Below are 26,263 nucleotides of genomic sequence, written 5' to 3'. Positions count from 1 at the left end.
GGGGGTGGTATTTTTTTTTTTTTTTTTTTTTTTTTTTTGTTTTTTTTTACAACCTTGTCTCATATGTTTTTTTGGGGTTTTTTCCGCCCCCCCCACGCCTCCGCGGAGATGACCGCGCCTTCGCGATGAGACGGCCGCCCAGGGTTGCCGACCGCCCTCAGCATGCCCGATTGATGCCTGAAAGTCCGGTTCTCGCTGGGGTCGTGAGTGGCAAAGAGGGTTAGAACGACCATTGCCACTCACGACCCCGTCAAGGAACCGCGCGGACTGTACAAACTGGACATTCACATCTCGAAAGCGCCCCCTGCTCTCGTCGGTCAGCCCAGACCCATGCGCGAAGAACGCCCCTGCCCTTCTTCACCGCTCATCCCAGGTTGATGTCGGTGCCCTCGAGGTTCTTCATGTCGGTGAGCGTCGGACCGCCGAAAGCGCGTAGCACCACGGGTTTCGCCTCCTTGGGAAGGTCGAAGTAGAGGTCGAACTCGACCCGCACACCGCGCCCCAGCTCGAACTTGTCCGGCTGCCGTTTGATCGTCATCGCCTGGTTGTCGACCGCGATCACCGCGCCGGAATCGGTGACCAGTTGCTGGCGCCGGGTGTCGAAGAGGATCCCGGACACTCCCTTGCCCGTGACCACCAGCCGGAACCGGACGAACTGCCCCTTCGCCTCGAACTCGGTGTGACTGCCGGTGAGGCTGGGCAGCCCGGCGGCCAGCCCGATGAGGGAGAACTCGGTCTCCCCGTTGAGCGCGGGCGGCAGGTGCAGCGCGGTCTCGTCCGGGCGGACTTCGCGCGCGGGGAGGTCGTAGACGGGTTTGGCGGGTGGTTTCGCCTGCTCGGCGGAGCATCCGGCAAGCAGGACCAGGACCGAAGCCACCACCGCCAGGCACTTTCTCATCGGACGACCTCCACGCTCAGATACGGCCACCCGTCGGCCTCCGGCAGCCGGATCGCGCCGATCTCCTCCCCTGGCAGGAAACGCACCGTCGTGCCGGTCGTGCCGTCGCCGGCGATCGGCGTCAGGTCAGTGACCGGGACGCCGCGTTCGTAACGCTGGGTCCAGGAACCGTTGCGACGCCGGTTGGTGTGCACGAGCCAGTCACTCAAGGCGGCGACGACCGACACACCGCGGCGCGGACGGCCGTCCGGGAGCCGTTGCGCCTCGGGGGAATCGAAGAAACGCAGATCCTTGGTCGACATGACCGGCTTCTTCACGAAGCCGCCGTGGCCGTCGGCGCGGGTATCGGTGCCCCGCCCGTCGTCCGCCACGGAAATCGAGCCGTCGGGATGGACCGTGACGACGGCATGCCCGCCGCCGGTGCTTTCGGCTTCCTCGGCCGCGTAGGCGAGCACTTCGAGGACGAGGTGCGCGACCCCGCCGGGGGCGAACTCCCCAGGGTTCCCGCGGATACGCGCCAGATGGTCGAGGTCCACGGAACCGGCCCAGTCGTGCGTGGTGTTGCGCCATTCACTCACCCCGTCGATTCTGCCCGGTCCGGGGTGCCGTGGAAGCGTCCTGTACGGCGCCGAAGCCACGAAACAGCTTCACGACCTGTTCGGCCTAGGGGGCTAGCAGTCTTCGCTGTGCGCGGCCCCGAGGCAGGCGGCGTGTTCGGCGTGCCCCGCCGCCTGGTACAGCAGGCTGTACAGCGTCTCGCGCTGGTCCTTGTCGAGTCCGCCGAGCACTTCGTCCTCGACTCCGGCGAGCGCGAACTCGGCCTTGACGAGCTGCTTGGCGCCGACGTCGGTGAGCTCGACGATATGCCGCCGCCTGTCCTCCGGTGATCGCCTGCGTTCGATCAGGTTCGCGGACTCGAGGTCGTTCAGCAGCCCGACGACGTTCGTGCTGTCCATCTCCAGCGTCTTCGCGAGGTCCTGCTGCGAACAACCGCCGAGGTCACGCAGCACGGTCAGCGCGACCAGATGCCGGGGCCGCAGGCCGAGCGGGGCCAGGACGGACTCGCTGCGCAGCCGGATGCGGCGGGTGACGTGGTCGAGCAGCGCGCCGCAACGGTGCGGGGGCTGGTTCACGACCGGGAGTTCGGACACTCGTCAAGTGTACGTTCCTTCATGATGACCGCCACAGCATCAATGGTTTGCGTTACACAAACTATCTGTGCAAGATAGCCGGTATGACGAACCTGCTGCATATCGACTCCAGCATCACGGGCGAGCACTCGATCAGCCGTCGCCTCACCGCGCGGGCGGCCGCGGCCTGGCGTGCGGCGCATCCGGAAGGCACCGTCACCTACCGCGACCTGGGCGCCGACCCGTTGCCGCATTTCGACGCGGTGAGCAACGTGGCCAGGACGACGCCGCCGGAGCAGCACACCCCGGAACAGGCCGCGGCCTGGCGGCTCATCACGGAACTGGTCGACGAGGTCAAGGCGGCCGACACGATCCTGCTGGGCCTGCCGCTGTACAACTTCGGGCCGCCGAGCACGGTCAAGGCCTGGGTCGACCACCTGATCGTGCCCGGGCTGACGCTCGACGCCGAGACCAGGCAAGGCCTGCTCGGCGACCGGGACTTCGTCGTCGTGGTCTCGCGCGGTGGCGGGTACGGCGAAGGCACCCCGCGCGCGGGCTGGGACCACGCCCAGTCGTGGATCCCGCACGGCGTCTCGCTGACCGGCCTCGAACCGCGATTCGTCACCGCCGAGCTGACCCTGGCGAGGACCAACCCGGCGATGGCGGATCTCATCCCGCTGGCCGAGGCCAGCCAAGCCGAGGCGGAACGCGCCATCGACGCCTTGTGGACTCCCGTCGCCGCCTGACTCGTGAGTGGTAAGGACGGTTCTAACCGTCCTTACCACTCACGAGGACTCAGCCGATGCCCGCCGCGAACACATGCATCGCGGTGTTGGACGGAAGCGTCACCGCGACGACCTCCTTGCCCGCGGTCAGCGGGACCGAGTTCGCGAACACCCGGTACGGCGTGGTCGGATACGCGGCCCCGGCGCGGGTGTGCTTACCCAGCACCGTCGCCACCGTGGCCGCGCCGTATTGGGCGGGATCCGCGCAGCACCAGTTGGGGAACCCGAGTTCGGCTTGGCTCGTGCTGCCGTCGGCATAGCGGACGACGACGGTGCCCTTCGCCGTGCCGGTACCGGTTCCCGCCAGCACCAGCTTGGCGCCCGTACCCCGCACCGCGATCGTCTGACCGGACGCGAGCACGTTGTCCTTCTGCCCGGCGCCGGTCACGGGCCAGGTCAGCTGAGCACCGAGGGCGGTGAAGCCGGTGCCGGGCTTGAGGCCTGCCTCGGCGAGGCCTTCCGCCCGGAAACTGCTGCCGCCGCCGTCGATGTCCCCCACCGCGACGTGGGCCGCGTCGGTCACGCCGACGTTGCCGTAGGCCGCGGCCAGCGAACCGTGCGGGACGGTGACCGTCACCGAGTCGGTGACCCGGTTCTCCCCGAGCCGCGCCTGGTACGACGCCGACGCGGTGAGCTGGTAGTCGTCCGGCTTGAGCCCCGCGTCCGGCGTGACCTTCACCGGGACCTGGACGGTCTTGCCGGGCATCACCAGTCGAGGACCGGCGGGCACTTCGACGCGGAAGCCGTTGGCGGGCAAGGAGAACTTGACGTCCCGGACCGGCAACGGCGTGCCGTTGGTGAAGCTCAGCGTGCCCGTCGCGGTCTGTCCGGGGCCGGCGACCGCCGGGACGGACAGGGTGACCGAGCCGTCGCGGTCCTCGGGGAAGATCCCGCCGACCGCGCTCGTGCCGAACAGCCGAACGTCCTGCCGGTCACCGGCGCCGATCTTGCCGGTTTTGACCCGCGCGACCCCGCCGGCGGCCGGATCGAACCACCAGCCCGACGGCGCCGCGTCCAGTTCGGCCTTGCTGCCGTACTGCCGCAGGATCGAGTTCCCGGCCAGCACGGTCGCGGGCTTGCTTCCCGTGTGGACGGTCAGCTGGTAGTTCCGCGACGCGGGCTTTCCGGCGTAGGAACCGGAACTGGCCCCGATCCCGACCGTCACCGTGCCGAGGCCGGACGTCGGCGCGTCCACGGTGAAGGTCTGCTTCGCCTGGTCGCCGTTCTTGTACGCCCTGGTCACGCCGTCGTCCTCGGTGAGCGTGAACGAGCCCTTGCCCTGCGGGTAGACGTCGAGATCGAGCACGTCCTTGTCCCGCGTCTGCCACGACTTCGTGCCCTCGGCCCACATCGGCACCACGGCACCGGCGCGGACGAACAGCGGCAGCGTGTCGAGCGGCGCGTCGTAACCGTCCACAGTGGTCGGACCGGTGTAGGTCTTGCCGCTCCAGTAGTCGACCCAGGTGCCCTTCGGCAGGTAGATGCCGTTGCGGACGGTGGAGTTCTCGTACACCGGCGCGACGAGGAAGTCCTTGCCGGAGAGGAACTCGTACTTCGCCTTCTCGCCCCACACGTTCGGGTCGTCGGGGTATTCGAGCGCCAGCGGGCGGACCTGGCCGACGCCGGTCTTGTGCGCCTCCACCGAATGGCTGTAGGTGTAGGGCAGCAGCCGTTCCTTGAGCAGCAGGTACTTGCGGTTGATCGAGGTGTACGGCTCGCCGTACCGCCACGGCTGCTTGTCCGACGCGGCCCAGCCGTCCATCGTCATCGAGACCGGCAGGAAGGCCTTCCACTGCAGATCGCGGACGTAGGTCTGCGGGCTGCCGCCGAAAATGCCGTCGATGTCGCCGGTGTTGTACGCGATTCCCGACGTCGTGGCGCCGGCGTAGGTCGGGATCTGCCACTTGATGTAGTCGTAGGAACCGGCCTGGTCGCCGCTCCACAGCACGCCGCAGCGCTGTGCGCCGGCCCAGCTGACCGGCGTCCAGACGAAGCCGCGAGCGTCGCTGTTGTCCTCGATGCCCTTGTGCGCGGTGTCGCAGGCGTCCAGCGCGAACTGGTAGCCCGGGCCGACCCACGCGACGTCGAGTTTGCGGACCCGCACCCCGGCCTTGACCTCTTCGACCTGGTTCGGCACCCCGTTCTCGGTCCACAGGCCCAGCTGCATGTTGTTCTTGCGCAGGCCTTCGCCGGTCTGCTGCAGGTTCTCGTATCCGCAGCCGTAGCCGTCGTTCACGAGCATCCAGCCGTTGGGCATCCCGTGCTCGGTGTACCCCTCCGCGATCTTCACCGCGTCCAGCGTGTGCCGCTCACCGCGGTTGGCGTTGTGCAGATAGCAGTCGGCGTCACCGTGTTCGAGGCCGTAAAGCGGTGGCAGGAAAGGCTTCCCGACCAGGTCGGTGTAGCCGGTGATGACGTCCTTCAGCCCGTCGCCGACGACGTACGTCGCGTCGAAGCGGCGTTCGTCGTGCGTGGTGCGCACCGGCTCGGTGAAGGCGTACGTGCCTTGCGCGAAGGTGTTGCGCAGCACGCCGTATCCCGCCGTGGAGGCGTAGAACGGCTGCGAATTCGGTGCTCCGCCGTCGTTCCAGTTGTAGTCGGCGAAGATCCGGATCGTCTGGTCGCGGTGGCTGAAGCGGCCGTTCTGCTCGCCGCCGCCGACGAACTGCTCGGTCGCCGTCCGGGCGAGGGTCTGTGTGGTCTGCTTGTCGGTCCAGGACAGCGGCGCCGACTCCTCCCAGAGCCGCTTGCGGTCCGCGCCGTCGTACAGCGCGAGCCGCAGCGGGTGCTTGTAGGCCCGCAACGTCGCCTTGGCCGTGGAGACCGCCCAGTAATCCCCCTTGTCGGCCGTCTTGGGCGTGACCGGGTCACCGGTGCGCGGCAGCACGATCTTGCTGCCCGCCGGGTCGGTGAACGTGCCGTCCGGCGCCAGCCAGACCCGGACGGCGCCTTCGGCCGGGAAGCCGACGCGCACCGCGGCGCTTCCCGACTTCAGCGTGACCGTGGGGCCTTCGGCGGAGATCCCGGTCAGATCGCCCAGCTTGCCGGACGCCGCCGCGGCCGGATCCGCGTGGGCGGCGACCGGGGAAAGCCCGAGAAGGGCCACTGCGGCCAAACAACTCAGGGATTGCGCAACTCTGCTCATTCGAGACACCTTTCGCGCATGAATACGCAATAGGGTCTCTGTATAGCGCACGTTTCGCGCAAAGTCATCCGCCGAAGCGGTGCTGCCGACTTTCGTCGGGGTCAGTACCTGAAGAGCCTCTTCCCACACCTAGGCGCCAGGGCCCCGGCAAGGTCGGATGACCGCTGGTCGGAGTGGCGGGATTACGGCGGTGGTTCGGGTGACCCAGGACGACTTCGGGGCCTGCCAACGAGGTTGATCACCTTCGCGAGTGTCCACACGGGACGCTTCCCGTCACGGCCGTGTCCGTTGTGAGAACTTTGCCCGGTTCTGCGCGGGGGTCGTGAGTGGCGATTCGGGTTCTAACCCTCTTGGCCACTCACGACCCCCGCAAGAACCGGACATCGTGACATCAACCAGGCACTCACTCGGCACGAAGTGTCCTGCGTGGACACTCGGGGGCGAGGGCCGGTCCCACCGCTCGCGACCCCGCCCCACCGGCGGCCGACACCCTCGTTCACTACACCAAGAGTGACACCGACCAGCAGTTATGCGACTTTGCCGGGGCCCTGACCTAGGCGCAAGGAAGGGGACCTTCACGTACTCAGGGCATGTACTTGGGGTCAGACGGCTTGGACCTCGACCCCGGCTGCCTCGAACGCCCGCAGCACCTTCGGGTCGGCGTTGGAGTCGGTGACCAGGGCGTGCACCTGCGGCGTCGCGCAGATCCGCGCGAACGCGCGGCGGCCAAGCTTCGAGCCGTCGGCGACCGCGACGACGCGTTCCGCCCGCTCGACCATCAGCCGGTTGATACTCGCCTCGCCCTCGTGGTGGGCGAAAGCGCCGGCGTCGGCGTCGAAGGCGTCGACCCCGAGGAACAACAGGTCGATCGTCAGTTCGCTGAGCACGCGCGTGGCCAGCGGCCCGCTGAGCTCGAACGACTGCGGCCGCGCGACGCCGCCGGTGACCACGATCTTCACATGCGGCCGGACCGCGAGTTCGTGCGCGATGTTCAGCGCGTTGGTGACCACCGTGAGCCCGGGCGAATCACGGAGACCGGCCAGATCGGACCGGGTGGCCAGCGATCGCGCGACCCCGGCCGTCGTCGTCCCGCCGTTGAGACCGACCACCATGCCCTGCGCGACGAGCGCCGCCGCGGCGACACTGATCCGCTGCTTCTCGGGCACGTGCCGCGCGGTCTTGTAGCGCAGCGGCAGATCGTAGGCGAGGTCGTTGGCCACCGCACCACCTCGGGTGCGGGTGAGCAATTGCTGCTCCGCCAGGTGATCGAGGTCGCGCCGGATCGTGGCGGCGGAGACGTTCAGCTCCTCCGCCACGTCCTCGACGTCGATCTTCTCCCGCTGCCCCAGCAGGTCCAGCAGGGTGCTCAGCCGTTCGTGCCGGGCCATCGGCGCCACTCCTAGCTCGCTGCGGCCTATCGCGCATACCGGTGCGCTGTTGGCCACTGTTTCGAGCAGTATGCTGCATCGCGGTTGTCCGCCGCGAGCGGCACGCCGGTCGAGTGGCCCGGCCGGTCACTTCATCCGGAAGTCGTGCTGTTCCGGCAGCGGTTCCTCGGAAACCGCCGCCCAGGTGTCGGACAAAGACGTTTCCCCTTCCCTGATGTTCGCGACCTCGAATCCGCGGTCGTACACGGCCTTGGCCCCGGCGACGTCGCCGAGCGCGAGCCGGGTCCGGGCGGTGAGGAGGGCGATCCGACCTTCCACGGGCAGCCCGTCCAGCAGCACACTCGCTTCGTCCGGGAGACCCGCGGCGAGTTGCGCCGCGATGGCCTCGACCACCAACGGACGCAGCGACGGCGCGAGGGCGACCGCCCGCCGGTACAGCCAGGCGGCCTCGTGCCCGGAGGCGGCGATCGCCAGATTCCGCAGGGCCCAAGGGTTCTCGGCCGCCGAGACGGATTCACGCCAGGCGCCGACCGCGTCCGAATGCCGTCCGGCGGCCCAGTGCGCGACGCCGCGGTGATACCAGGTCAGCCAGTTCTTCGGGGCGTACTCCATGAGATCCGCCCAGTACCGGTTCACCAGCGTCGCCGGGGGTACGGCGAGCGGATCGCCGTCCGGCGGCGTGCCATCGAGCAGCGCGAGCCACGGTTCTTGGTCCGGTCCCAGTGATTCGTCCGGGAAGGGCGTGCCGGGCAAGCACATCGGCGCGCGCCGGTTCTCCAGCGCGCCCCAGCCGGAACCGGTGGCCAGGAAGGATTCCGGGGTGACGTCGGCGATCTTCCGCCAAGCGTCGTGGTACTCGTCCATGGTCTCCGCCGACGGCAGACCGGCGGCGACGGCTTCGCGAGCCGCCGTCCAGTCTTCGCCGTGCGCCACGGCCGCATCGGCGGCGACCGGACCGTAGGCCTCCAGCCAGTCCCAGCTCTCCCCCGGCGGCAACCGCAGATGCTCCAGCTGCGTGCGGGCGAGGCCGGCTTGGATCTCCAGATAGCCTCCGGCGCCCGGAGCGAGCCACTCCTGCCAACGACGTCCGCCGTCGGATTCGCCCCACAGGAACAGCTTCCGGCCGCGCAACCGGCCGGTGGACAGCTGAGCCAGCCCGGTCCCGTCGCTTTCGACGGCCGCGACCCACGGTCGCCCCGTCACCTCGAAGAAGTAGTCCGCCGCGGCCTCCGCGCGGGACGGATAGGTCAGCTCGCCGGGAACGTCGACCAGGTCGAGCCGTCCCGAATAGCCGTAGTGCCACGCCTGTGTCGCGGGTGCCAGCACCCGGGTGCCTTCGTTCTGCGGCACCGCGATGTTCGACCACCAGTACACCGGCACGTCGTAGGGATGCGGGTTCCGCACCCGCACCGCCACGAGCAGATGTTCCGAGCCGTCGGGCAACCAGAAGTCGACCTGGTACGGCAGGTCACGCGTGCGTTCCCACTCCCACAGCCGCAGCACCGGCGTGCCGTCCGGTCCCTCGATCTCCGCGGCGAACATCGGCTCGCAGGTCAGCGTCGTGTGCCCGGTGCTGCCGAGGTTCCACTCGACACCGCCGGCGAACCACGCGTCCCGCAGGGCGAGGTTCGCGGGCTGGAACACCGGGTTGCGGTAGAGCAGCTCGCGTCCCGACGGCTTGTGGACCAGCGAGTACAGCCGCCCGCCCAGCGACGGCAGCACGGTGGCGCGGAGTTCGTCGTTCTCCAGTACCAGCGCCGGGAGTTCACGGTCGGTGCGCTCGCGGGTGTAGCCGTCCTGCAGCAGGCACGGCAGCGTGGTGTCCAGGCGGCCGTAGCCGATGTTCTCGGCCAGGTCCGGCGGTAGCTCGTCCACATTGGACACCTTGGCCACCGCCTCGGGTTTCCGGAGCGGCGGCAGCGGGTTCTCCGGGCCCAGCTCGGCGGCCGGGAGCACCAGCCCGGTGCGGTACAGCCTGGTCATGCGTCCGGGAGCCTGTCACCGGTCGCGGCGTCGAACAGGTGCACCGCACCCGGTTGCGGTGTCAGGGAGATCGGCTCGCCGCGCTGCCACGGGGCCATCCCCGGGGTCCGGACGGTCAGCACGCGATCGCCGTCCCGGCAGTAGAGGTACTGGTCGCTGCCCAGTTCCTCCACGACCTCGACGATGGCCTCGAAACCGCCGTCGCCGATCGTCCAGCCCTCGGGCCGGACGCCGACGACGATGCCGGGCCCCGTCAGCGCCGAACGTTGCGCCGGGGTCAGCGGCAGCCGCGTACCACCGGCGACGGCGCCGTCACTGTCCACAGTGGTCTCCAGCAGGTTCATCGCGGGCGAGCCGATGAACCCGGCGACGAACACGTTGACCGGCTTGGCGAACAGCCCGACGGGCGTGTCGCATTGCTGCAGGAGCCCGTCCTTCAGCACGGCGACCCTGTCCCCCATGGTCATGGCTTCGACCTGGTCGTGCGTGACGTACAGCGTCGTGATGCCCAGCCGCCGCTGCAGCGAGGCGATCTGGGTCCGGGTCTGCACCCGGAGCTTGGCGTCCAGATTGGACAGTGGTTCGTCCATCAGGAACACACTGGGCTCGCGCACGATCGCCCGTCCCATCGCGACGCGCTGCCGCTGACCGCCGGACAGTTTCGCGGGTTTGCGGTCCAGGTACTCGGTCAGGTCGAGCACGGCCGCGGCCTCGCGCACCTTGCGTTCGCGTTCGGCTTTGCCCATCTTCGCCAGCTTCAGGTGGAAGCCGATGTTCTCCCCCACCGTCATATGCGGGTAGAGCGCGTAGTTCTGGAACACCATGGCGATGTCCCGGTCCTTCGGCGGCAGCTCGGTGACGTCGCGGTCGCCGATGTGGATGGAGCCGTCGTCGACGCCTTCCAGCCCGGCGAGCATGCGCAGCGTGGTCGACTTCCCGCAGCCGGACGGGCCGACCAGCACCAGGAACTCGCCGTCGGCGACCTCGAGGTCGAGGCCGTCGACCGCGGGGCGGTCCACCCCGGCGTAGAACCGGGTGGTGTCGGAGAAGGTCACGGTGGCCATCAGGTCCTACTTTCCGGCGCCGAGGGTCAGGCCGGTGATGATCCGGCGGGCGAGTACGAGGTAGAGCACGAGCATCGGGAGCACGACGATCGCCACACCGGCGATCAGCCCGCCGTACTCCGACTGGTAGCTCGCCGCCCCGTAGAAGGTGAAGAGCGCGCGCGACAGCGTGAAATGCGCCTGGTCCTTGAGGAACACGATCGCCAGCAGCGTCTCGTTCCACAGTCCGATGGCGTTCAGCGTGAGCGCGGTGATCATGCCGCCGCGGGTCAGCGGCAGCATGACCGAGAAGAACGTCCGCGTCGGCGAGGCGCCGTCGAGCGCGGCCGCCTCCTCCAGTTCGTCCGGCAGCGACCGGAAGAACCCGGTCATCAGGAACACCGTGAACGGGATCGACAGCGCGACGTACAGCACGAACAGGCCGTATTCGTTGTCAAGGTGCACTTTGCTGAGCACCACGAACAGCGGGATGATCACGGTCTGGAACGGCACGCCCATGCCGATCGCGACGGCGTTCGTCATCGGCCCGGAGCCGCGGACGCCCAGCCTGGTCAGGGCGTACGCGCAGGGCGCCGAGACGGCGACCGTGACGACCGTCGCCAGCCCGACCAGTACCACGGTGGTCAGCACGGCCTCGCCGAAACCGGCGTTGTTCCAGGCGTAGATGAAGTTCCGGAACGGCTTGCCGACCTTGAACCACTGGTACGGCAGGTCGAACGGTTTGGTGAAGATCTCCACCGGTGTCTTGAACGACGCCGTGAGCAGCCAGTACAGCACCAGGATGTTGCCTGCGGTGAACAGCCACACGATCGTGGAACCCAGTACCCGCAACGGGCTGAACCGTTTCGAGCCGGGTGCCGGACGTGGTTTGCGTGGCGGCTTGCGCACCGGTTTCGCCGCTCGCCGCGCGGGCGCCTCGACCTCGGTGACGGACATTTCGTCTCCCTCAGAACTGGATCGCGTCACGGCGCATCAACCGGCGGAGCAGGACGACGAGCACGGACACCAGCGCGATCATCGCCACCGCGCAGGCACACGCGGCACCGAAGTCCGGGGTGCCGTTCGAGCCGAAGGTCCGGTCGAACACGTAGATCCCCAGCGTCCACGCCTCGTTGGGCGGGGCGTAGGTGCCCGGACCGGCCAGCACGAACACCAGCTCGAAGATCTTGAGCGCGTTGATCGTCCACAGCACCCCGGCGACGCCGACGACGTCCCAGGTCATCGGCAGCGTGATGTTCTTGAACTTCTGCCACGGCGACGCGCCGCCCAGCTCCGCGTCCTCGTAGAGGTATGGCGGGATGCGGTCGACCGCGGCCATCAGGATGGTGATGTAGAACCCCGAACTGGCCCAGATCAGCGAAGCCGTCACCACACCGGTCACATTGGACGGTGCGAGGAATTTCGCCGCGTCCGCGCCGAGGCCTTCCAGCACGTAGTTCGCCAGTCCCTGTTTCCCCGGCTGGTACTTGAAGACGAAGCCGAGGAACATGCCGAGCGCCACCGGCGCCACGATGTTCGGGAAGAACAGGATGGCGCGGACGATCTTGCCGCCCTTCATGTCCCGCAGCACCATGGTGAACAGGAACGCCAGCGCGAACGTGCCGATGCCGCCGAGGAACACGTAGATCAGCGTGTTGCGGAAGGCGTACTGGAACGAGTCGCTCGCCCACATCTGCGTGTAGTTGGTGACGCCGTTGGGTTCCGGCGTGTCCCCCGCCCCGGCCCAGCTGGTGAAGCTCAGCACGACGGTCGCGATCGTCGGCAGGACCAGGAAGGCAAGGTACAGCACCAGTGCCGGCGCGGCGAACGGCCAGAACAGCCGTTTCTTGCGACTCAGGTGCGCCCCGGCCTTCACGGCCCGCGCCGGCGGTGTCGCCGGAGTCGTGACTGTCGCCATCAGCCCTGGTTCTTCCAGAATTCGGCGCCCTTGGTGGCGAGCTGGTCCACGAACTGCTGCGGGGTGATCTGCCCCTTCAGCAGCGCGATGTCGGCGGGATCGAACACGTCGGTCTGCCATTTGCCGCCCGCGATGCCGTCGATCCCGTCGTACTGCAGGACGTGCTCCTTCTTCGGGTCGTCCAGCGCGGCCTTGACCTGCTTGAGGTCGTCCGGCACGGCGAGGTCGGCACGCGGCACGAGGTTGTCGGCCACCACGGGGATCCCGGCGAGCAGGTCCTTGTTGAGGAAGTAGGCGATGAACGCCTTGGCCGCCTCGGCGTGCTTGGCCTTCTTGGTCACCGAGAACCCGATCGACATCTGCTCGACGGTGTCGTGCGTGGCGCCTTCGGGCATCGGGAACTGGAAGGAGCCGTAGTTGATCTTCGTCCCGGCGCCCTGCTTGTCCAGGTACTCGCGGGTCTCGCTCGGCGCCCAGCTGCCGACGTAGAGGAAGCGGGAGTCGCCGTCCGCCCAGCGCTGCTGCACCTGCGGGAACTTCGCCGCGTCCCAGCCGTCGATGAAGTACTTGGGCAGCTTCGCGGTTTCGGTGGCGGCCTTGAGGAAACCGGGGTCGGTCTTCCACGCCTGGCCGGTTTTGTCGGTCGCGGCCTTGTACAGCCCGCCCGCGCCGACGTAACGCTCGGCGAGCTGGGTGTAGAAGTACATGTTGTAGAACGGGATGTCGCCGTCCAGGCTGATCGCGGCCTTGCCGTCGGCCTTCGCCTTGTCGAACAGGCCGATCAGCTCGTCCATCGTCTTCGGCTGCTGGATGTCGCCGGCGGTGTCCTTGTTGAACCACCAGGCGCTCGATTGGATCGTGTACGGGACCATGAAGTTGTGGCCCTCGCGGTCCTTGTTCTGCGGGAAGTCGTAGGAGCTGGGCGAAAGCACGTCCTTGACGGTCTTGTCGCCCTCGCCGACCTTCATCGCGAACACGTCGTCGACGCTCTGCGTGCCGCCCGGCGTCATGACCGCCGCGCCGACCTTGCTGACGTCCTGGTCGAACAGGTCCGGGACGGCGTCGGTGTTCAGCGCGGGCACCAGGTTCTGGGTGTAGGCCTTGCGGCCCAGCCACTGCACATCGACCTTGACGCCGGTCTTCTCCTGGAAGCATTTGAAGGCCTTCTGGAGGACCTTGCCCTGCGGCTCGTCGGCCGTCCACATGGACCAGTACGTGAACTCCTTGTCCGTCGCGGGTTTCACCCCCGCCTCCGGACAGGGCGCGTTGAGGAACTGATCGACGCCCGGGAGCGCGTTCTCGCCGGTGCCACCCGCCGTGCCCCCGCCGCCGCATCCCGCGAGCAGGAGCGCCGCCCCTGCCGTCGCTGACATCACTGTCGTGAGCCTGCCTACCCGCATCCGCCACCACCTGGATCGAAGATCACACAAGTTCTGCTTGTTGTTGCGCAGTTTTGTGAGGTTTCAAGCACATGTCAACAGTCAATCGCGCAAAGTCTGCTCAATCGTCACCTTGACCGGTTCAACATGATCAAGCTTGAGCACTCCCAGCAGCCGCCGCACCTCGACGGCGACAGCGGCGCGTCCGGCACCGAGGTACTTCCGCGGGTCGACGCGCTCCGGATGCGCACGCCAATCCCCCGCCGCGGCCGCGGTGAACACCTTGTTGAGCTGGGTGGCGATATTGATCTTCGTCATCCCGGCCCACACGGCTTCGGCCAGCCCGTCGTCGGGCACGCCGGACGATCCGTGCAGCACCAGCGGCACCGGTACCCGCTCCCGCAGGCGCGCGATCAGCCCGAAGTCCAGCGCGGCGTCACGGGTGAGCATGGCGTGCGAACTGCCCACCGCCACCGCCAGCGCGTCGACGCCGGTGGACGCGACGAACTCCGCCGCCTCCTCCGGATCGGTGCGCGCGCCGGGCGCGTGGACGCCGTCCTTGCCGCCGACCTCGCCGAGTTCGGCCTCGACCCACACGCCGTGGTCGTGGCAGTACGCGGCGACTTCCCGCGTGGCGCGGACGTTGTCGGTGTAGTCCAGTTTGGACGCGTCGAACATGACGGAGCCGAAACCGAGCGCGACCGCCTCGCGGACCAGCTCGGCCGATTCCGCGTGGTCGAGATGCACCGCGACCGGTGTGCCTGCCGCTCTCGCCGCCGCGAGGGCCGCGGTGCCGACCGGCGCCAGCGAGCCGTGGTACTTCACGGCGTTCTGGCTCAGCTGCAGGATCACCGGTGCTTGCGCCGCGGCGGCGCCGTCGATGATCGCGGTGATGTGTTCGAGCTGGATCGCGTTGAACGCGCCGCAGCCGTGCCGGGCCGCCACGGCGGCTCCGACGATCTCTCCGGTTCCCACCAGGGGCATGAGGGTTCTCCTAGTCCGGGCGGGCGCGCACGGCGACCAGCCCCTGTTCGGCTCGGTAGTGCGCGAGGTCGACGTCCCCGGCGAGCGGGCCGAGCACGGCCGCCCCGGACAACGCGACGGCGCGGCGCAGGATGTCGGGCCACGATTCGGCGCGGCTCAGCCCCAGCGCCAGCGCGGCGACGACGGCGTCACCCGCGCCGGTGGTGTTGCCACTGAGCACAGTGGACGGTTTCGCGTGCCAGATGCCGGAGCCGGTCACCGCCAGCAGTCCTTCGGCACCCAGCGAGACGACGACGGCGCCGGCCCCGGCCTTGCGCAGTTCGCCCGCGGCGGCCACCGGATCCCGCAGGCCGGTGACCTCGCGCAGTTCGTCGGCATTCGGTTTGACGACGGACGGTTTCCCGGCCAGCCCGGCGAGCAGCGCCGCACCGGAAGTGTCCAAAATGGACGGCGCGGCGCCGAGCAGCCCGGCGTATCCCCCGGCTCCCGGAGGGAGGCTGCCCGAGCAGACGAGCACGTCCGGCTTGCGGGCCTGCACGGCCGTCGCAAACGTTTGCCACTCGTTTTCCGCGAGTTGTGGCCCGGGTTCGTTCAGCAGCGTGACCGATCCGTCGTCGGCCAGAACGGTGATGGTGCGCCGGGTCTCGCCGCCGACGGGCACGGCCGTGGCCGGGATGCCCGCCGCCGCGAGATCGCCCACGACGGCGGCGCCCGTCGCGCCGCCCGCCGTGAAGATCGCCCGGACGTCGGCGCCGAGCGTGTGCAGCACGCGGGCGACGTTGACGCCCTTGCCGCCCGCCCGGTGCCGCACGTCTCGCACCCGGTGCACGTCACCGGCCCGCAGACCGTCCACTGTGTACGTGACGTCCAGCGCGGTGTTCGGCGTGACGGTGACGATCACGGCTGCCTCAGGTCAGGACGACGGAACGGGTGAGGCTGCGGGGGTTGTCCGGGTCGAGACCCTTGCGGGCGGCGATCGCCCCGGCGACACGCTGCGCGCGGACCAGGTCCGCCAGCGGGTCCAGGCCGCTCTCGACGAACAGGCCACCCGCGCGGGCGACGTCGTCGGCCAGCCCCTCCGGCGCCTGCCCGAACATCCAGGTCACGCGACCGGGCTCGCTGATACTGATCGGCCCGTGCCGGTAGTCCCATGCCGGGTACGACTCCGTCCACAGCAGGCACGCCTCGCGGAACTTGAGCGCGGCCTCGTTCGCGATGCCCACGGACCAGCCGGTGCCGAGGAAGCTGAACTGCTCCGCGGCGATCAGTTCGCCGGGCAGCGGCTCGGCGAGCACGCGTTCGGCCTGGTCCGCGACCGCGGTCAGGTCCTCGCCGAGGTGCGCGCGCAGCATCGCCAGCGCCGTCGTGGCGAAGCGGGTCTGCACCACCGAGCGCTCGTCGACGACGGACAGGTCGACGATCGTGTCCGCGGCGGCCTCGATCTCGCGGGGCACACCGGTGATCGCGATGGTCGGCGTCCTGCCCCGCAGCTTCGCCAGCAGGGCGTGGACCTCGGTCGTGGTACCCGACCTGGTCAGCGCCACGACGTGGTCGTAACCGCGGCCGTCCGGGAACTCCGACGCGGCGAAGGCGTCGGTCTCGCCGAGCCCGGCGGACTCGCGGAGGACGGCGTACGCCTGGCCGATGAACCACGACGTGCCGCAGCCGACGATCGCGACCCGCGCGCCCGGCGGCGGCAGCAGCTCACTGTTCGCCGAGGCCAGCGCCGCCGCGTCCCGCCAGCGGCCGGGCTGGCTCGCGATCTCCGCCGCCATGAAGGTCCCGCTCATGAACTCCCCATCCGTGCCAGTTGTGCGCAATAGCTGTCACGTTAGGTGCAGTTTTGTGCAACGTCAATGCTCTGTTAGCGCACTTTCACGCATTTGATCCGCGCAGATGTGCAGGATGGCCTGGTGGCCTACCGTGGGCGGATGCGGATCGTCTCGCTGCTTCCCGCCGCGACCGACTTCGTCGCGACCCTCGGCCTCCTGCCTTCGCTGGCGGGCCGGACCCATGAATGCGACTGGCCGCCCGGCGCGCTGGACGAGGTCCCGGTGGTCACGAGCAGCGCGATCGACCACGACGTGCTGTCGAGCCGGGAGATCTCGGCGGCCGTCGGCGGCGGACATCGCGGATCGGGCCTGTACTCCCTCGATGCCGCCGTGCTCGCGGCGGCCGAGCCCGACGTCGTCCTCACGCAGGATCTCTGCGATGTCTGCGCGGTCTCGTACCGCCAGGTCTCCGAGACCGTGCGCGCGATGGACGGCGACACCCGAGTGGTCAGCCTCGAACCGCGGACGCTCGACGGCATTTTCACCTGTTTGGCCACCCTCGGCGAAGTACTGGACGTTCCCGAGCGCGCGGCCGCCGAGACCCGTCGTCTTCAGGACCGTTTGGAGGCGGTGCGTGCCCGCGTCGCCGGACGGCCACGTCCGCGAGTGGCGGCCATCGAATGGCTGGACCCGCTCTGGCCCGCCGGGCACTGGGTCCCGGAGCAGATCGACGCCGCAGGCGGGATTCCGCTGCTCGCCACCGCGGGCGAACACACCCGGCCGATCACGTGGGACGCCGTCGCCGAAGCCCGGCCCGACGTGCTCCTGCTCATGCCCTGCGGCTTCCCGCCCGACCGGACCGAGGCGGAGCTGCCGCTGCTGACCGGGTTGCCGGGCTGGGACGACATCCCGGCCGTGCACGTCTTGGACGGACCGGCCTATTTCAACCGGCCGGGGCCCCGCGTCGTCGACGGGGCGGAGATCCTGGCCGGGCTGCTGCATGGGTGACCGGCGTCACTCCGCGGGCTGTCACAACCTCTCCGCCCGGATCGTCATGTGTGCAGAAACCGACGGAGAGGAAAGATCATGGAACCGCGAGTCAACCTGTTCGAGAACGCTGTCGTCCTCAACTACGTCAAGCGTCTCGGTGCCGCGAACCGCCCGATCGAGGAGTCCTCGCTGCCGCACGCGACCCAGGACCTGGTGAAGCTGCGCGCCAGCCAGATCAACGGCTGCGGCTTCTGCACCGACATGCACAGCAAGGACGCCGCGCACGCCGGTGAGACCTCGGTGCGGCTCAACCTGGTCGCCGCCTGGCGGGAAGCGAACGTGTTCACCGAGGCGGAACGCGCGGCCTTGGCGCTCACCGAAGAGGGCACCCGTATCGCCGACGCGCACCACGGGGTCAGCGACGAAACCTGGGACCAGGTCCGCAAGCACTACGACGAGGAGCAGATCGGCGCCCTCATCTCGCTGATCGCGGCGATCAACGCGTACAACCGGCTCAACGTCATCGCCCGGACCCCGGCCGGCGACTACCAGCCCGGCATGTTCGGCTGATCCTCGCGTTCACCGACAACAGGATCGCTTCGCCGGACAACGATCGAGGTGCGACGGGCTGCTAAACCTGCGGATACCAGCGATCCGGAGGTTCAGCCCGTGCAACTCGACGTCCGCTTCTACCCCGTGACCGGCACCCATCGGCTCAGCACCGACCTCGTCGGGCTGCGCGCGAATTTCCACTACGGCTCCGGGAACGTGCTGGAGCAGCATTACGCGGACAAGACGACGATGATCTGGACCGGTGTCTCCGGCGACTTCGCCGGTGTCCGCCAGAAAGAGCCGACACTGCGCGTCTTCGAAACCGGCCCGGCGCAGTATTTCGTCACCTGGTACGAAACCGGGACCGTCGCGACGGCGGAGCACGGTGAGATCTTCGACGGCGGTTATCCCATCGCGGTGATGGCCGACTTCGGCAGGATGGTGGCCACGGCCGCTTATACGAATCCACGCGAGGACGGCGGGCAGTATTTCCTGGTCGACCAGGCGACGATCGAAATCCTGGACAAACCGCACGGATGGCCTTCCTTTCCCGAGCCTGCCTCCTCGTGAGTGGTAAAGACGGTTAGAACCGTCCTTGCCACTCACGAGCGTTAAGCGGGTCCGGGCCCCGGGTACCACCCTGATATGAGTCGATCAACGGTCGAGCAGTCGTCCCGGTCGAACACGAGGCATCTGACGGTGTCGCAGGGGGTCGCGCTGTACGTCGGCGCCGTCCTCGGCACCGGCCTGCTGGTCCTGCCTTCCCTCGCCGCCAAGGCGGCGGGACCGGCGTCCCTGGTCGCCTTCCTGGTGCTGGTGCTCGTCTCCGCGCCGGTCGCGGCCACTTTCGGCGCGCTGGCCGGACGGCATCCGGACGCGGGTGGTCCCGCGACTTTCGCTTTGCGGGCGTTCGGGCCGAAGACCTCCGCGGTGACCGGATGGTGGTTCTATTTCGGCACCCTGGCGGGAATGCCCGCGGCCAGCGCGTTCGGGGCGACCTATGTGACGGAACTGGTCGGCGGCGGCCGGACCATGACGATGGTGCTGGCGGCCGTCCTCGTCCTCATCGCCATCGGGGTGAATCTGTTCGGCGTGCATCTGTCCGGCCGTGTGCAATTGGTGCTCACCGGCTTTCTGACCGTTCTCCTGGTCGGCGCGGTCGTGCTCGCGGCGCCGCAAGCGGACACCGCGAATCTTCAGCCGTTCGCACCGCACGGTTTGGCCGGGATCACGACCGCGATCAGCCTGCTGGTGTGGTCCTTCGTCGGCTGGGAAACCGTGACCCATCTGGCCCCGGATTTCCGGAATCCGAAAAAGGACATGCCGCTCGCGACGGGAATCTCCATTCTCGTCATCGGCGTGCTCTATCTCGCCGTGGGCGGGATGACGATCCTCGTCCTCGGACCGCGGGCCGGTGAGACGCAGGCGCCGCTGGCCGCGATGCTCGGGGAAGGGCTCGGCACCTCCGTTCGGGTGATGGCCGCGGTCATCGCCGTCGTGGTCACGTTCGGGGTGCTGAACGTCTTCGTGGCGAGCATGGCGAAACTCGGCGCCGCGCTGGGCCGCGACGGTGCGCTGCCGCGGTGGCTGGCCAAGGGAAGCCGCGCCGGGGACGTGCCGCAGCGCAGCCTGCTGGTGGTGACCGTGGGGACCGCGATCAGCTTCCTCGTCGCGATCCTCACCGGTTTCGAGCTGGAGCAGGCGCTGCGCGCGGAGAACGCCTGCCTGATCGCGATCTACCTGGTGGCGATGGCGGCGGGCGTCCGGCTCCTGCCGTCCGGCGGCGAACAGCGTTGGCTCGCCGTGGTCGCGGTGGTCCTCGTGTTCGGGGTGCTGGTGCTGGCGGGCTGGTACCTGGTGTTCGCGGCGGCGCTGGCACTGGGGGCGCTGGTGTACCTCAGGTTCTCCAAATGGGGCGACGTGAACAATCCACAATAGACAGAGGTGGAGGGACGCGCCGCGGCCGTGCCGGCGTCACCCAGCGCTCACGGGCAAGCGATGCGCGCACACGGACAAAGCCCACGCCCGCCCCCGCTCCCATACTGGCCGTCCAGCGGAGATGAGGAGCAGCGCATGAGCCGAGACGAAACGTCGCTCGCCAAGAACGTCCTGGGCGTGCCGGGCATCGTCTTCCTCGTGCTCGCCGCGGTCGCGCCGCTGACCGGGATGATCGTGATCGCGGCCATCGGCATCGCGGTCGGGAACGGCGGCGGCATGGTCGCGGCGTTCCTGCTGGCGACGGTCGTCCTGCTGCTGTTCGCGGTCGGCTACGCGCAGATGTCGCGGGTGCTCACCAGCGCGGGCGGCTTCTACGCCTTCGTGGTCAAGGGATTGGGCCGGACACCGGGTCTCGTCGCCGGTTTCGTCGCGATGCTCGGCTACAACTGTTTCGTTGCGGGGGCGATCGGCACGAGCGGGTTCTTCACCTCCACGGCGATCGACGACGTCTTCGGCCTGAAACTCGATTGGCTGTTCTGGAGCGCGCTTTCGGTCGCGCTGGTCCTCCTGCTCAGCCGTCGCGGGATCGCGGTGAGCGCGAAAGTGCTGGGCGTCTCGCTGATCCTCGAAGTGTCGATCCTGCTGATCATGGACTTCAGCGTGCTGTTCCGGCACGGTTTCTCGTTCGCCGCGTTCAGCCCGTCCGTGATGTTCCAAGGGGCCGGTGGACTGGCGTTGTTGTTCGCCGCCAACGCTTTCATCGGTTTCGAGGCGACGGCGCTGTTCGGCGAGGAGGCCAAGGATCCCAAACGGACGATCCCGCGGGCGACCTACATCGCCATCGGGTTCATCGGGGTGTTCGCCGCGTTCACGACCTGGGCCGTGGTCAGCGCGATCGGCGCCGAGCAGGCGCGGGACGTGGCCGCCGCGCATCTGTCGAGCGGTGATCTCGTCCTCTCGGTCGCCCAGGAGTACCTCGGCGGCCCGTTGACCAAGCTGATGTTGCTGCTTCTGGTGGTCAGCCTGTTCGCGGCGCTGCTGGCACTGCACAATTCGGCCACCCGCTATCTGTACGCGCTCGGACGGGTCGGTGTGCTGCCGCGCCTGCTCGGCAAGACCAGCCCCCGCAACGGCGCGCCGCGCTACGCCTCGATCGTGCAGCTGGTGTTCGGTTCGGTGGTGGCGCTGGCGTTCCGGCTCGCCGGTCTCGACCCGGTCGCCGACCTCACCGCGAGCATGACCGGCTTCGGCACCCTCGGCATCCTCACCCTGCAATTGTTCGCGGCGGTGGCGATTCTGGTCCACTTCCGCCGGACGCGGGACCGCCGGGTCGTGAAGACGCTGATCGCCCCCGGACTGGGTGCGGTGGGGCTCGGGCTCATCGTGACGCTGGCGATCCTCAACTTCCCGACGCTGGCCGGGTCGAGCAACGGCGTCGTCCCGCATCTGCCGTGGCTGCTCCTGGTGGTCGCGCTGGCCGGGCTCGCGCTCGCCGGCTGGCTGCGGCGCTTCCGTCCTTCGGTGTACGAGGCGCTGGAGACCGACCTGGAACGCGAACCGTCAAACGTTGTTGGTCAGTGAGAGGTTGAACGAATAACGCGAGGCGCGGTAGACGTGCCACCCGTATTCCACGACCTTGCCGGACTCGTCGTAGGTGGTGCGGCGCATGGTGAGCAGCGCCGCGCCCGGCTTCTCGCCGAGCAGCTCGGCGTCCTCCTCGGTCGCCTGCCGGGCGCCGACGTTCTGCTGGGCGGCGTGCAGACGGACGCCCGCCGCGCGCAGTAGCTGGTAGAGCCCCTTGTCCCGCAGCTCGTCGTCGGCCGGGTCGATGAGGCCGTCGGGCAGGTAGTTGTTCATGATCGCCAGCGGCTCGCCGCCGGTCGACCGCACCCGCTTCAACCGCCGGACGTGGGTCAGGCCCGGCGTCTCGAGCTGTTCGATCGCCTCGTCGCCCGCGGGCTCGACCTGGTTCACGAGGACGACGGACTCCGGCTTGTCCCCGAGCTCGCTCAGGTCGTCGAAGAGGCTGCTCAATCGCAGCGGCCGGGCGACCTTGGTGCGGACGACCTGCGTGCCGACACCCCGTTTGCGGACGAGCAGCCCCTGGTTGACCAGTGACTGGATCGCCTGACGGATGGTCGGCCGCGACAGATGCAACCGCGCCGCCAGATCCAGCTCGTTGTCCAGCCGCGCGCCGTTCGGCAGCCTGCCGTCTTCGATGGCGGCGCCGATCTGCCGGGCGACCTGGGAGTACAGCGGTTCCGGGCCGTTCGGATCCACGACGATCTCGCCGGGCATCCAGGGTTTCATGCGCGGAGCCTACCGCGCTCCGCCACTATGACCTTATGTCCATATGTCTTGACAAAGTCTCCGGGCGCTTGCGATGGTCGAAGGACCACGCGAGCCGGGAGGTACGAACGTGTCGGACACAGTGCGCCGGATAGTCGCCGCGCGAGTGCGGGATCCGGGAGCCGTCGCGGTGGCCGCCGCCACCCGCGTCCGGGCGAAGTCGCCGTTCAACGACAAGGGCCGCACGATGATCATCGCCGCGGACCATCCGGCCCGAGGCGCCAACGGCGTCGGCTCCGACCCGCTCGCGATGGCCGATCGCGGCGAACTCCTCGACCGCCTCGGCCTGGCGCTGGAACGGCCAGGGGTCACCGGCGTGCTGGCGACGCCGGACATCATCGACGACCTGCTGCTGCTCGGCGTGCTCGACGGCAAGACCGTCATCGGTTCGATGAACCGCACCGGGCTGGCGGGGTCGAGTTTCGAGATCGACGACCGGTTCGCCTGCTACGACGCCGAAACGATCGAGCGGATGCGCTTCGACGGCGGCAAGACGCTCACCAGGATCTGCCTGACCGATCCGGCGACGCCGAGCGTTCTCGAGAACACCGCGAAAGCGGTCAACGACCTCGCCGAACGCAAGCTGATCGCGATGGTCGAGCCGTTCCTCTCGGACTGGGTCGACGGACGTCTCCGCAACGACCTCTCCCCCGACGCCGTGATCCGCTCGATCACCATCGCCTCCGCCCTCGGCCGCACATCGGCCTACACCTGGCTGAAACTCCCGGTGGTGAAGGACATGGAGCGCGTGCTGGCCGCCTCGACCCTGCCCGCCGTCCTGCTTGGCGGCGAGGTCAAAGATCCCGACGCCGCGTTCGCCGCCTGGCAGCGGGCGCTCGCGCTGCCGACCGTGCAGGGCCTCGTGGTCGGCCGGTCCCTGCTCTATCCGCACGACGGCGACGTCGCCAAGGCCGTCGACACGGCCGTCGGACTGCTGTGAACATCTGTGGAGGACAACGCGTGAAGACCATCGACCACTGGATCAACGGCGCCGCGACCACGGCCGGCTCCACCCGCACGGCCCCGGTGTACGACCCGGCCGCCGGGCACGCGCGGGCGGAGGTGCTCCTCGCGGAACCGTCCGATGTGGACACCGCGGTGGCCGCCGCGGCCAAGGCGTTCGAGACGTGGGGCGATTCGTCGCTGTCGCAACGGACGAAGGTGATGTTCGCCTTCCGCGAGCTGCTGGTGCGGCACGAGGACGAGCTCGCCCGGATCATCTCCGCCGAGCACGGCAAGGTGATCGACGACGCGCGCGGCGAGATCGTCCGCGGCCGCGAGATCGTCGAGTACGCCTGCGGGATCGCCGACGCGCTGAAAGGCGGCTTCTCCGATCAGGTCTCGCGGGACGTGGACGTGCACGACTTCCGGCAGCCGCTCGGGGTCGTCGCCGGCATCACGCCGTTCAACTTCCCGATCATGGTTCCGCTGTGGATGCACCCGATCGCCATCGCGGCGGGCAACACCTTCGTCCTCAAACCGAGCGAACGCGTCCCGTCGGCGTCCCGGCTGGTCGCCGAGCTGTACGCCGAAGCGGGGCTTCCGGACGGCGTGTTCAACGTCGTCAACGGGGACAAGGTCGCGGTCGACGCGATTCTGGAGCATCCCGGGATCGCCGCCGTGTCGTTCGTCGGGTCGACCCCGATCGCCAAGTACGTCCACGAACGCGCGACGGCCACCGGCAAACGCGTGCAGGCGCTGGGCGGGGCCAAGAACCACGCCGTCGTCCTGCCCGACGCCGATCTGGAGTACGCCGCGAACCATCTCACGGCGGCCGCGTTCGGCTCCGCCGGGCAGCGCTGCATGGCGATCTCCATCGGTGTCGCCGTGGGATCGGCCGGCGACGGGCTGATCGAGATCCTCGAACGCAAGGCCGCCGAGATCAAGGTGGGCCCCGGCCACGACGCGGGCAACGACATGGGCCCGGTGGTCACCGAGGCCGCGCGGCAGCGGGTGATCGACTCCGTGGCACTCGGCGCGAAGCAGGGCGCGACCGTGGTCGTCGACGGCCGGGACCTGCGAGTCGCCGGGCACGAAGAGGGTTTCTTCGTCGGACCGTCCCTTTTGGACCATGTGACCACCGGGATGGCCGCCTACCGTGCCGAGATCTTCGGCCCGGTGCTCGGGATCGTCCGGGTGTCCACACTGGACGAAGCGATCGCGCTGATCAACGCGAACCCGTACGGCAACGGGACCGCGGTCTTCACCGGCAGCGGCGAGGCCGCGCGGCGGTTCCAGCGGGAGGTGAAGGTCGGGATGATCGGGGTGAACGTGCCGATCCCGGTGCCGATGTCGTACTACTCCTTCGGCGGCTGGAAGGACTCCCTCATCGGGGACAGCCCGATCCACGGCCCGGCGGGCGTGCGGTTCTACACGCGGGCGAAGGTCGTCACGACGCGGTGGCCGCACAGCGCGGCGGGGTTCAACTTCCCGACCTCCAGCTGAACCATCGCGTTTCGTCCTCTGAATGTGCCGGCAGGTCCGTGAGGGCCTCCTTCCCTACTCTGAAGGTAGGGAAGGAGGCCCTCACGGACGACGCGATCGTGGCTTTCGCGACGTCAGCGTCAGCGCACCTCTTGCCGCTGCCGTTTCCCGACGATCCGCCAGCCGACCGCCAGCACCACGACCAGCACCGGGATCGAGTAGAAAGCGATCTTCTCGGCGCCGTCGGAGAAGCCCATCAAGACGACCACCAGCGCCAGGAAGCCCAGCGTCGCCCAGCCGCTGTAGGGCGCCCACGGCATCCGGTACGACGGCCGTTCCAGCTCCCCGCGCAGCGCGGCCTGGCGCAGCCGCAGCTGGCAGAAGATCAGCGTCGCCCAGGTGGTGATCACGCCGAGGGAGGCGATGGCGATCGCGATGTCGAAGGCGTCCTTCGGCACCAGGTAGTTGAGCACCACGCCCAGCACGTAGGCGCCGGACGTGAACAGGATGCCGCCGTAGGGCACGTGACGGCTGCTCATCCGGCCGACGAACTTCGGCGCCTCGCCCTTGTCGGCGAGCGCGCGCAGGATGCGGCCGGTCGAATAGAGCCCGGAGTTGCAGCTCGACAGCGCGGCGGTGAGCACGACCGCGTTCATCACGTCACCGATACCCGGGATCCCGAGGCGGCTGAACACGGTGACGAACGGGCTCTCGCCGCCGTTGTAGAACGGCCACGGCAGCAGCATCGCCAGCAGCAGCACGGAGCCCACGTAGAACACACCGATCCGCCAGACGACACCGTTGATCGCCTTCGGCAGCACCTTGCGGGCGTCCTTGGTCTCGCCGGCCGCGATGCCGACGACCTCGATCGCCGAGTAGGCGAAGATGACCGCCTGCAGCGTCATCAGCGCGATGCCGACACCGGCCGGGAAGAATCCACTGTGGGCGGTCAGGTTGTGCACGCCCGCCGTGGTGCCGCCGATGTCGGCGCTGGTCAGCACCAGCCCGGCGGCGGTGACCAGGAAGACCACGATGGCAAGCACCTTGACCACCGAGAACCAGAATTCCAGCTCGCCGAAGAGCTTCACCGAAAGCAGGTTGACCGCCAGCAGCACACCGAGCGCGACGAGCGCGGTGATCCACTGCGGCACTTCGGGCAGCCACTTGTGCACGTAGATCGCCACCGCGGTGATCTCCGCGATACCGGTCATCGCCCAGTTCACCCAGTACATCCAGCCGGAGGCGAAACCCGCCCACGGCCCGATGAACTTGCGGGCATAGGTGACGAAACTGCCGGACGACGGCTCGTGCAGCACGAGCTCACCGAGGGCGCGCATCACGAAGTACGCGGCGATACCGCAGAGCGCGTACGAGAGGACCAGCGACGGCCCGACCTGGTGGAGCTTGCCACCGGCACCGAGGAACAGCCCGACGCCGATCGCGCCGCCGATGGCGATCATCTGCACTTGGCGGTTGCCCAGTGCTTTTGAGTAGCTTTCACCTTTTTCGGTGAGCAGCGAGGAATCCATGGTTGCCAGACGCTAGAGCGTGTGCGGCACGTCACCCAACATTGCTAAGGAAGACT

23 protein-coding genes are annotated in these 26,263 nt (G+C 68.7%); 8 read left to right on the top strand and 15 right to left on the bottom strand.

The genetic code is table 11. The features are described 5' to 3' along the window. Positions 1-364: 364 nt before the first annotated feature. The 3 genes from ACFWIW_RS06075 to ACFWIW_RS06065 all read right to left on the bottom strand — a co-directional run bounded on the left by ACFWIW_RS06075 (position 365) and on the right by ACFWIW_RS06065 (position 2,049). Positions 365-898 (bottom strand): hypothetical protein, encoded by a 534-nt coding sequence (locus ACFWIW_RS06075; protein ID WP_378367402.1) that lies wholly within the window; start codon positions 896-898, stop codon positions 365-367. Beyond that, on the bottom strand, positions 895-1,476 hold the full coding sequence (locus tag ACFWIW_RS06070; protein ID WP_378367401.1) for an ATP-binding protein: 582 nt from the start codon (positions 1,474-1,476) through the stop codon (positions 895-897). Before ACFWIW_RS06070 ends, ACFWIW_RS06075 begins: the two co-directional genes overlap by 4 nt. A 93-nt stretch (positions 1,477-1,569) precedes the next feature. Further along, on the bottom strand, positions 1,570-2,049 hold the full coding sequence (locus ACFWIW_RS06065; RefSeq protein WP_378367400.1) for a MarR family winged helix-turn-helix transcriptional regulator: 480 nt from the start codon (positions 2,047-2,049) through the stop codon (positions 1,570-1,572). 83 nt (positions 2,050-2,132) lie between these two features. Between ACFWIW_RS06065 and ACFWIW_RS06060 the strand changes: the two genes are divergently transcribed. Then, the gene (locus ACFWIW_RS06060; protein ID WP_378367399.1) at positions 2,133-2,774 is read left to right on the top strand and encodes an FMN-dependent NADH-azoreductase; all 642 of its coding nucleotides are present in this window, start codon (positions 2,133-2,135) and stop codon (positions 2,772-2,774) included. Positions 2,775-2,823: 49 nt separating this feature from the next. On the opposite strand, the gene ACFWIW_RS06055 is transcribed toward ACFWIW_RS06060, so the two are convergent. From ACFWIW_RS06055 to ACFWIW_RS06010, 10 genes are all read right to left on the bottom strand, one after another. Then, a complete protein-coding gene (locus ACFWIW_RS06055; RefSeq protein WP_378367398.1) occupies positions 2,824-5,958 on the bottom strand; it encodes a TIM-barrel domain-containing protein in 3,135 nt (1,044 codons plus the stop codon). A 602-nt stretch (positions 5,959-6,560) separates the two neighbouring features. Further along, positions 6,561-7,346: a DeoR/GlpR family DNA-binding transcription regulator gene (locus ACFWIW_RS06050; protein WP_034316006.1), complete on the bottom strand. Its 786-nt coding sequence runs from the start codon at positions 7,344-7,346 to the stop codon at positions 6,561-6,563. A gap of 126 nt (positions 7,347-7,472) precedes the next feature. Then, on the bottom strand, positions 7,473-9,329 hold the full coding sequence (locus ACFWIW_RS06045; RefSeq protein ID WP_378367397.1) for a DUF5107 domain-containing protein: 1,857 nt from the start codon (positions 9,327-9,329) through the stop codon (positions 7,473-7,475). After that, positions 9,326-10,393 carry an ABC transporter ATP-binding protein gene (locus tag ACFWIW_RS06040; RefSeq protein WP_378367396.1) on the bottom strand — a complete coding sequence of 356 codons (1,068 nt, stop codon included), beginning with the start codon at positions 10,391-10,393 and terminating at the stop codon, positions 9,326-9,328. Before ACFWIW_RS06040 ends, ACFWIW_RS06045 begins: the two co-directional genes overlap by 4 nt. A 6-nt stretch (positions 10,394-10,399) precedes the next feature. Beyond that, on the bottom strand, positions 10,400-11,329 hold the full coding sequence (locus ACFWIW_RS06035; RefSeq protein WP_378367395.1) for a carbohydrate ABC transporter permease: 930 nt from the start codon (positions 11,327-11,329) through the stop codon (positions 10,400-10,402). A 10-nt stretch (positions 11,330-11,339) separates the two neighbouring features. Beyond that, positions 11,340-12,290 carry a carbohydrate ABC transporter permease gene (locus ACFWIW_RS06030; protein WP_378367394.1) on the bottom strand — a complete coding sequence of 317 codons (951 nt, stop codon included), beginning with the start codon at positions 12,288-12,290 and terminating at the stop codon, positions 11,340-11,342. Beyond that, positions 12,290-13,690 carry an ABC transporter substrate-binding protein gene (locus tag ACFWIW_RS06025; RefSeq protein WP_378367393.1) on the bottom strand — a complete coding sequence of 467 codons (1,401 nt, stop codon included), beginning with the start codon at positions 13,688-13,690 and terminating at the stop codon, positions 12,290-12,292. The genes ACFWIW_RS06030 and ACFWIW_RS06025 overlap by 1 nt, the downstream gene beginning before the upstream one ends. 81 nt (positions 13,691-13,771) lie before the next feature. Further along, positions 13,772-14,653, bottom strand: a complete 882-nt coding sequence (locus tag ACFWIW_RS06020) for a ketose-bisphosphate aldolase (protein ID WP_378367392.1) — start codon at positions 14,651-14,653, stop codon at positions 13,772-13,774. Positions 14,654-14,663: 10 nt separating this feature from the next. Then, positions 14,664-15,554, bottom strand: coding sequence for a 1-phosphofructokinase family hexose kinase (locus tag ACFWIW_RS06015; RefSeq protein ID WP_378367391.1), 891 nt, complete (start codon positions 15,552-15,554; stop codon positions 14,664-14,666). Between the two features lie 7 nt (positions 15,555-15,561). Next, positions 15,562-16,443 (bottom strand): SIS domain-containing protein, encoded by an 882-nt coding sequence (locus tag ACFWIW_RS06010; protein ID WP_378367390.1) that lies wholly within the window; start codon positions 16,441-16,443, stop codon positions 15,562-15,564. 141 nt (positions 16,444-16,584) lie between these two features. Here ACFWIW_RS06010 and ACFWIW_RS06005 point away from each other — a divergent pair, with 141 nt between their 5' ends. The 5 genes from ACFWIW_RS06005 (at position 16,585) to ACFWIW_RS05985 (ending at position 21,486) form a co-directional block, all read left to right on the top strand. Beyond that, positions 16,585-17,433 carry a cobalamin-binding protein gene (locus ACFWIW_RS06005; protein ID WP_378367389.1) on the top strand — a complete coding sequence of 283 codons (849 nt, stop codon included), beginning with the start codon at positions 16,585-16,587 and terminating at the stop codon, positions 17,431-17,433. A gap of 78 nt (positions 17,434-17,511) precedes the next feature. Next, a complete protein-coding gene (locus ACFWIW_RS06000; protein ID WP_378367388.1) occupies positions 17,512-17,985 on the top strand; it encodes a carboxymuconolactone decarboxylase family protein in 474 nt (157 codons plus the stop codon). Between the two features lie 99 nt (positions 17,986-18,084). Continuing rightward, positions 18,085-18,537, top strand: a complete 453-nt coding sequence (locus tag ACFWIW_RS05995) for a MoaF C-terminal domain-containing protein (RefSeq protein ID WP_378367387.1) — start codon at positions 18,085-18,087, stop codon at positions 18,535-18,537. A 75-nt stretch (positions 18,538-18,612) separates the two neighbouring features. Next, entirely contained in the window at positions 18,613-19,905 is a 1,293-nt protein-coding gene (locus ACFWIW_RS05990) for an APC family permease (protein WP_378367386.1), read from the top strand. 135 nt (positions 19,906-20,040) lie between these two features. After that, positions 20,041-21,486: an APC family permease gene (locus tag ACFWIW_RS05985; RefSeq protein WP_378367385.1), complete on the top strand. Its 1,446-nt coding sequence runs from the start codon at positions 20,041-20,043 to the stop codon at positions 21,484-21,486. Here the strand turns inward: ACFWIW_RS05985 and ACFWIW_RS05980 are convergent. Continuing rightward, on the bottom strand, positions 21,466-22,215 hold the full coding sequence (locus ACFWIW_RS05980; protein ID WP_378367384.1) for a GntR family transcriptional regulator: 750 nt from the start codon (positions 22,213-22,215) through the stop codon (positions 21,466-21,468). The two genes, ACFWIW_RS05985 and ACFWIW_RS05980, sit on opposite strands and share 21 nt — an antisense overlap. A gap of 109 nt (positions 22,216-22,324) precedes the next feature. Between ACFWIW_RS05980 and ACFWIW_RS05975 the strand changes: the two genes are divergently transcribed. Both ACFWIW_RS05975 and ACFWIW_RS05970 read left to right on the top strand, forming a co-directional pair. After that, a complete protein-coding gene (locus tag ACFWIW_RS05975) occupies positions 22,325-23,194 on the top strand; it encodes an aldolase (protein ID WP_378367383.1) in 870 nt (289 codons plus the stop codon). A gap of 20 nt (positions 23,195-23,214) precedes the next feature. Continuing rightward, positions 23,215-24,699, top strand: coding sequence for a CoA-acylating methylmalonate-semialdehyde dehydrogenase (locus ACFWIW_RS05970; protein WP_378367382.1), 1,485 nt, complete (start codon positions 23,215-23,217; stop codon positions 24,697-24,699). Positions 24,700-24,818: 119 nt separating this feature from the next. Here ACFWIW_RS05970 and ACFWIW_RS05965 read toward each other — a convergent pair whose 3' ends face one another. After that, on the bottom strand, positions 24,819-26,207 hold the full coding sequence (locus tag ACFWIW_RS05965) for an amino acid permease (protein ID WP_378367381.1): 1,389 nt from the start codon (positions 26,205-26,207) through the stop codon (positions 24,819-24,821). Between the last annotated feature and the right edge of the window lie 56 nt (positions 26,208-26,263).

The sequence above is a fragment of the Amycolatopsis sp. NPDC058340 genome (genome assembly GCF_042723975.1).
Classification (GTDB): Bacteria; Actinomycetota; Actinomycetes; order Mycobacteriales; family Pseudonocardiaceae; genus Amycolatopsis.
Note: the sequence above shows the minus strand (reverse complement) of the source record. Positions and strands in the feature narration are given on the sequence as shown.

Excerpts from the sequence above, each read along its gene's own strand:
- ACFWIW_RS06075 (WP_378367402.1), bottom strand. The coding sequence starts at position 898 with ATGAGAAAGTGCCTGGCGGTGGTGGCTTCGGTCCTGGTCCTGCTTGCC.
- ACFWIW_RS06060 (WP_378367399.1), top strand. The coding sequence starts at position 2,133 with ATGACGAACCTGCTGCATATCGACTCCAGCATCACGGGCGAGCACTCG.
- ACFWIW_RS06055 (WP_378367398.1), bottom strand. The coding sequence starts at position 5,958 with ATGAGCAGAGTTGCGCAATCCCTGAGTTGTTTGGCCGCAGTGGCCCTT.
- ACFWIW_RS06050 (WP_034316006.1), bottom strand. The coding sequence starts at position 7,346 with ATGGCCCGGCACGAACGGCTGAGCACCCTGCTGGACCTGCTGGGGCAG.
- ACFWIW_RS06045 (WP_378367397.1), bottom strand. The coding sequence starts at position 9,329 with ATGACCAGGCTGTACCGCACCGGGCTGGTGCTCCCGGCCGCCGAGCTG.
- ACFWIW_RS06040 (WP_378367396.1), bottom strand. The coding sequence starts at position 10,393 with ATGGCCACCGTGACCTTCTCCGACACCACCCGGTTCTACGCCGGGGTG.
- ACFWIW_RS06035 (WP_378367395.1), bottom strand. The coding sequence starts at position 11,329 with ATGTCCGTCACCGAGGTCGAGGCGCCCGCGCGGCGAGCGGCGAAACCG.
- ACFWIW_RS06030 (WP_378367394.1), bottom strand. The coding sequence starts at position 12,290 with ATGGCGACAGTCACGACTCCGGCGACACCGCCGGCGCGGGCCGTGAAG.
- ACFWIW_RS06025 (WP_378367393.1), bottom strand. The coding sequence starts at position 13,690 with ATGCGGGTAGGCAGGCTCACGACAGTGATGTCAGCGACGGCAGGGGCG.
- ACFWIW_RS06020 (WP_378367392.1), bottom strand. The coding sequence starts at position 14,653 with ATGCCCCTGGTGGGAACCGGAGAGATCGTCGGAGCCGCCGTGGCGGCC.
- ACFWIW_RS06010 (WP_378367390.1), bottom strand. The coding sequence starts at position 16,443 with ATGAGCGGGACCTTCATGGCGGCGGAGATCGCGAGCCAGCCCGGCCGC.
- ACFWIW_RS06005 (WP_378367389.1), top strand. The coding sequence starts at position 16,585 with ATGCGGATCGTCTCGCTGCTTCCCGCCGCGACCGACTTCGTCGCGACC.
- ACFWIW_RS06000 (WP_378367388.1), top strand. The coding sequence starts at position 17,512 with ATGGAACCGCGAGTCAACCTGTTCGAGAACGCTGTCGTCCTCAACTAC.
- ACFWIW_RS05990 (WP_378367386.1), top strand. The coding sequence starts at position 18,613 with ATGAGTCGATCAACGGTCGAGCAGTCGTCCCGGTCGAACACGAGGCAT.
- ACFWIW_RS05985 (WP_378367385.1), top strand. The coding sequence starts at position 20,041 with ATGAGCCGAGACGAAACGTCGCTCGCCAAGAACGTCCTGGGCGTGCCG.
- ACFWIW_RS05980 (WP_378367384.1), bottom strand. The coding sequence starts at position 22,215 with ATGAAACCCTGGATGCCCGGCGAGATCGTCGTGGATCCGAACGGCCCG.
- ACFWIW_RS05965 (WP_378367381.1), bottom strand. The coding sequence starts at position 26,207 with ATGGATTCCTCGCTGCTCACCGAAAAAGGTGAAAGCTACTCAAAAGCA.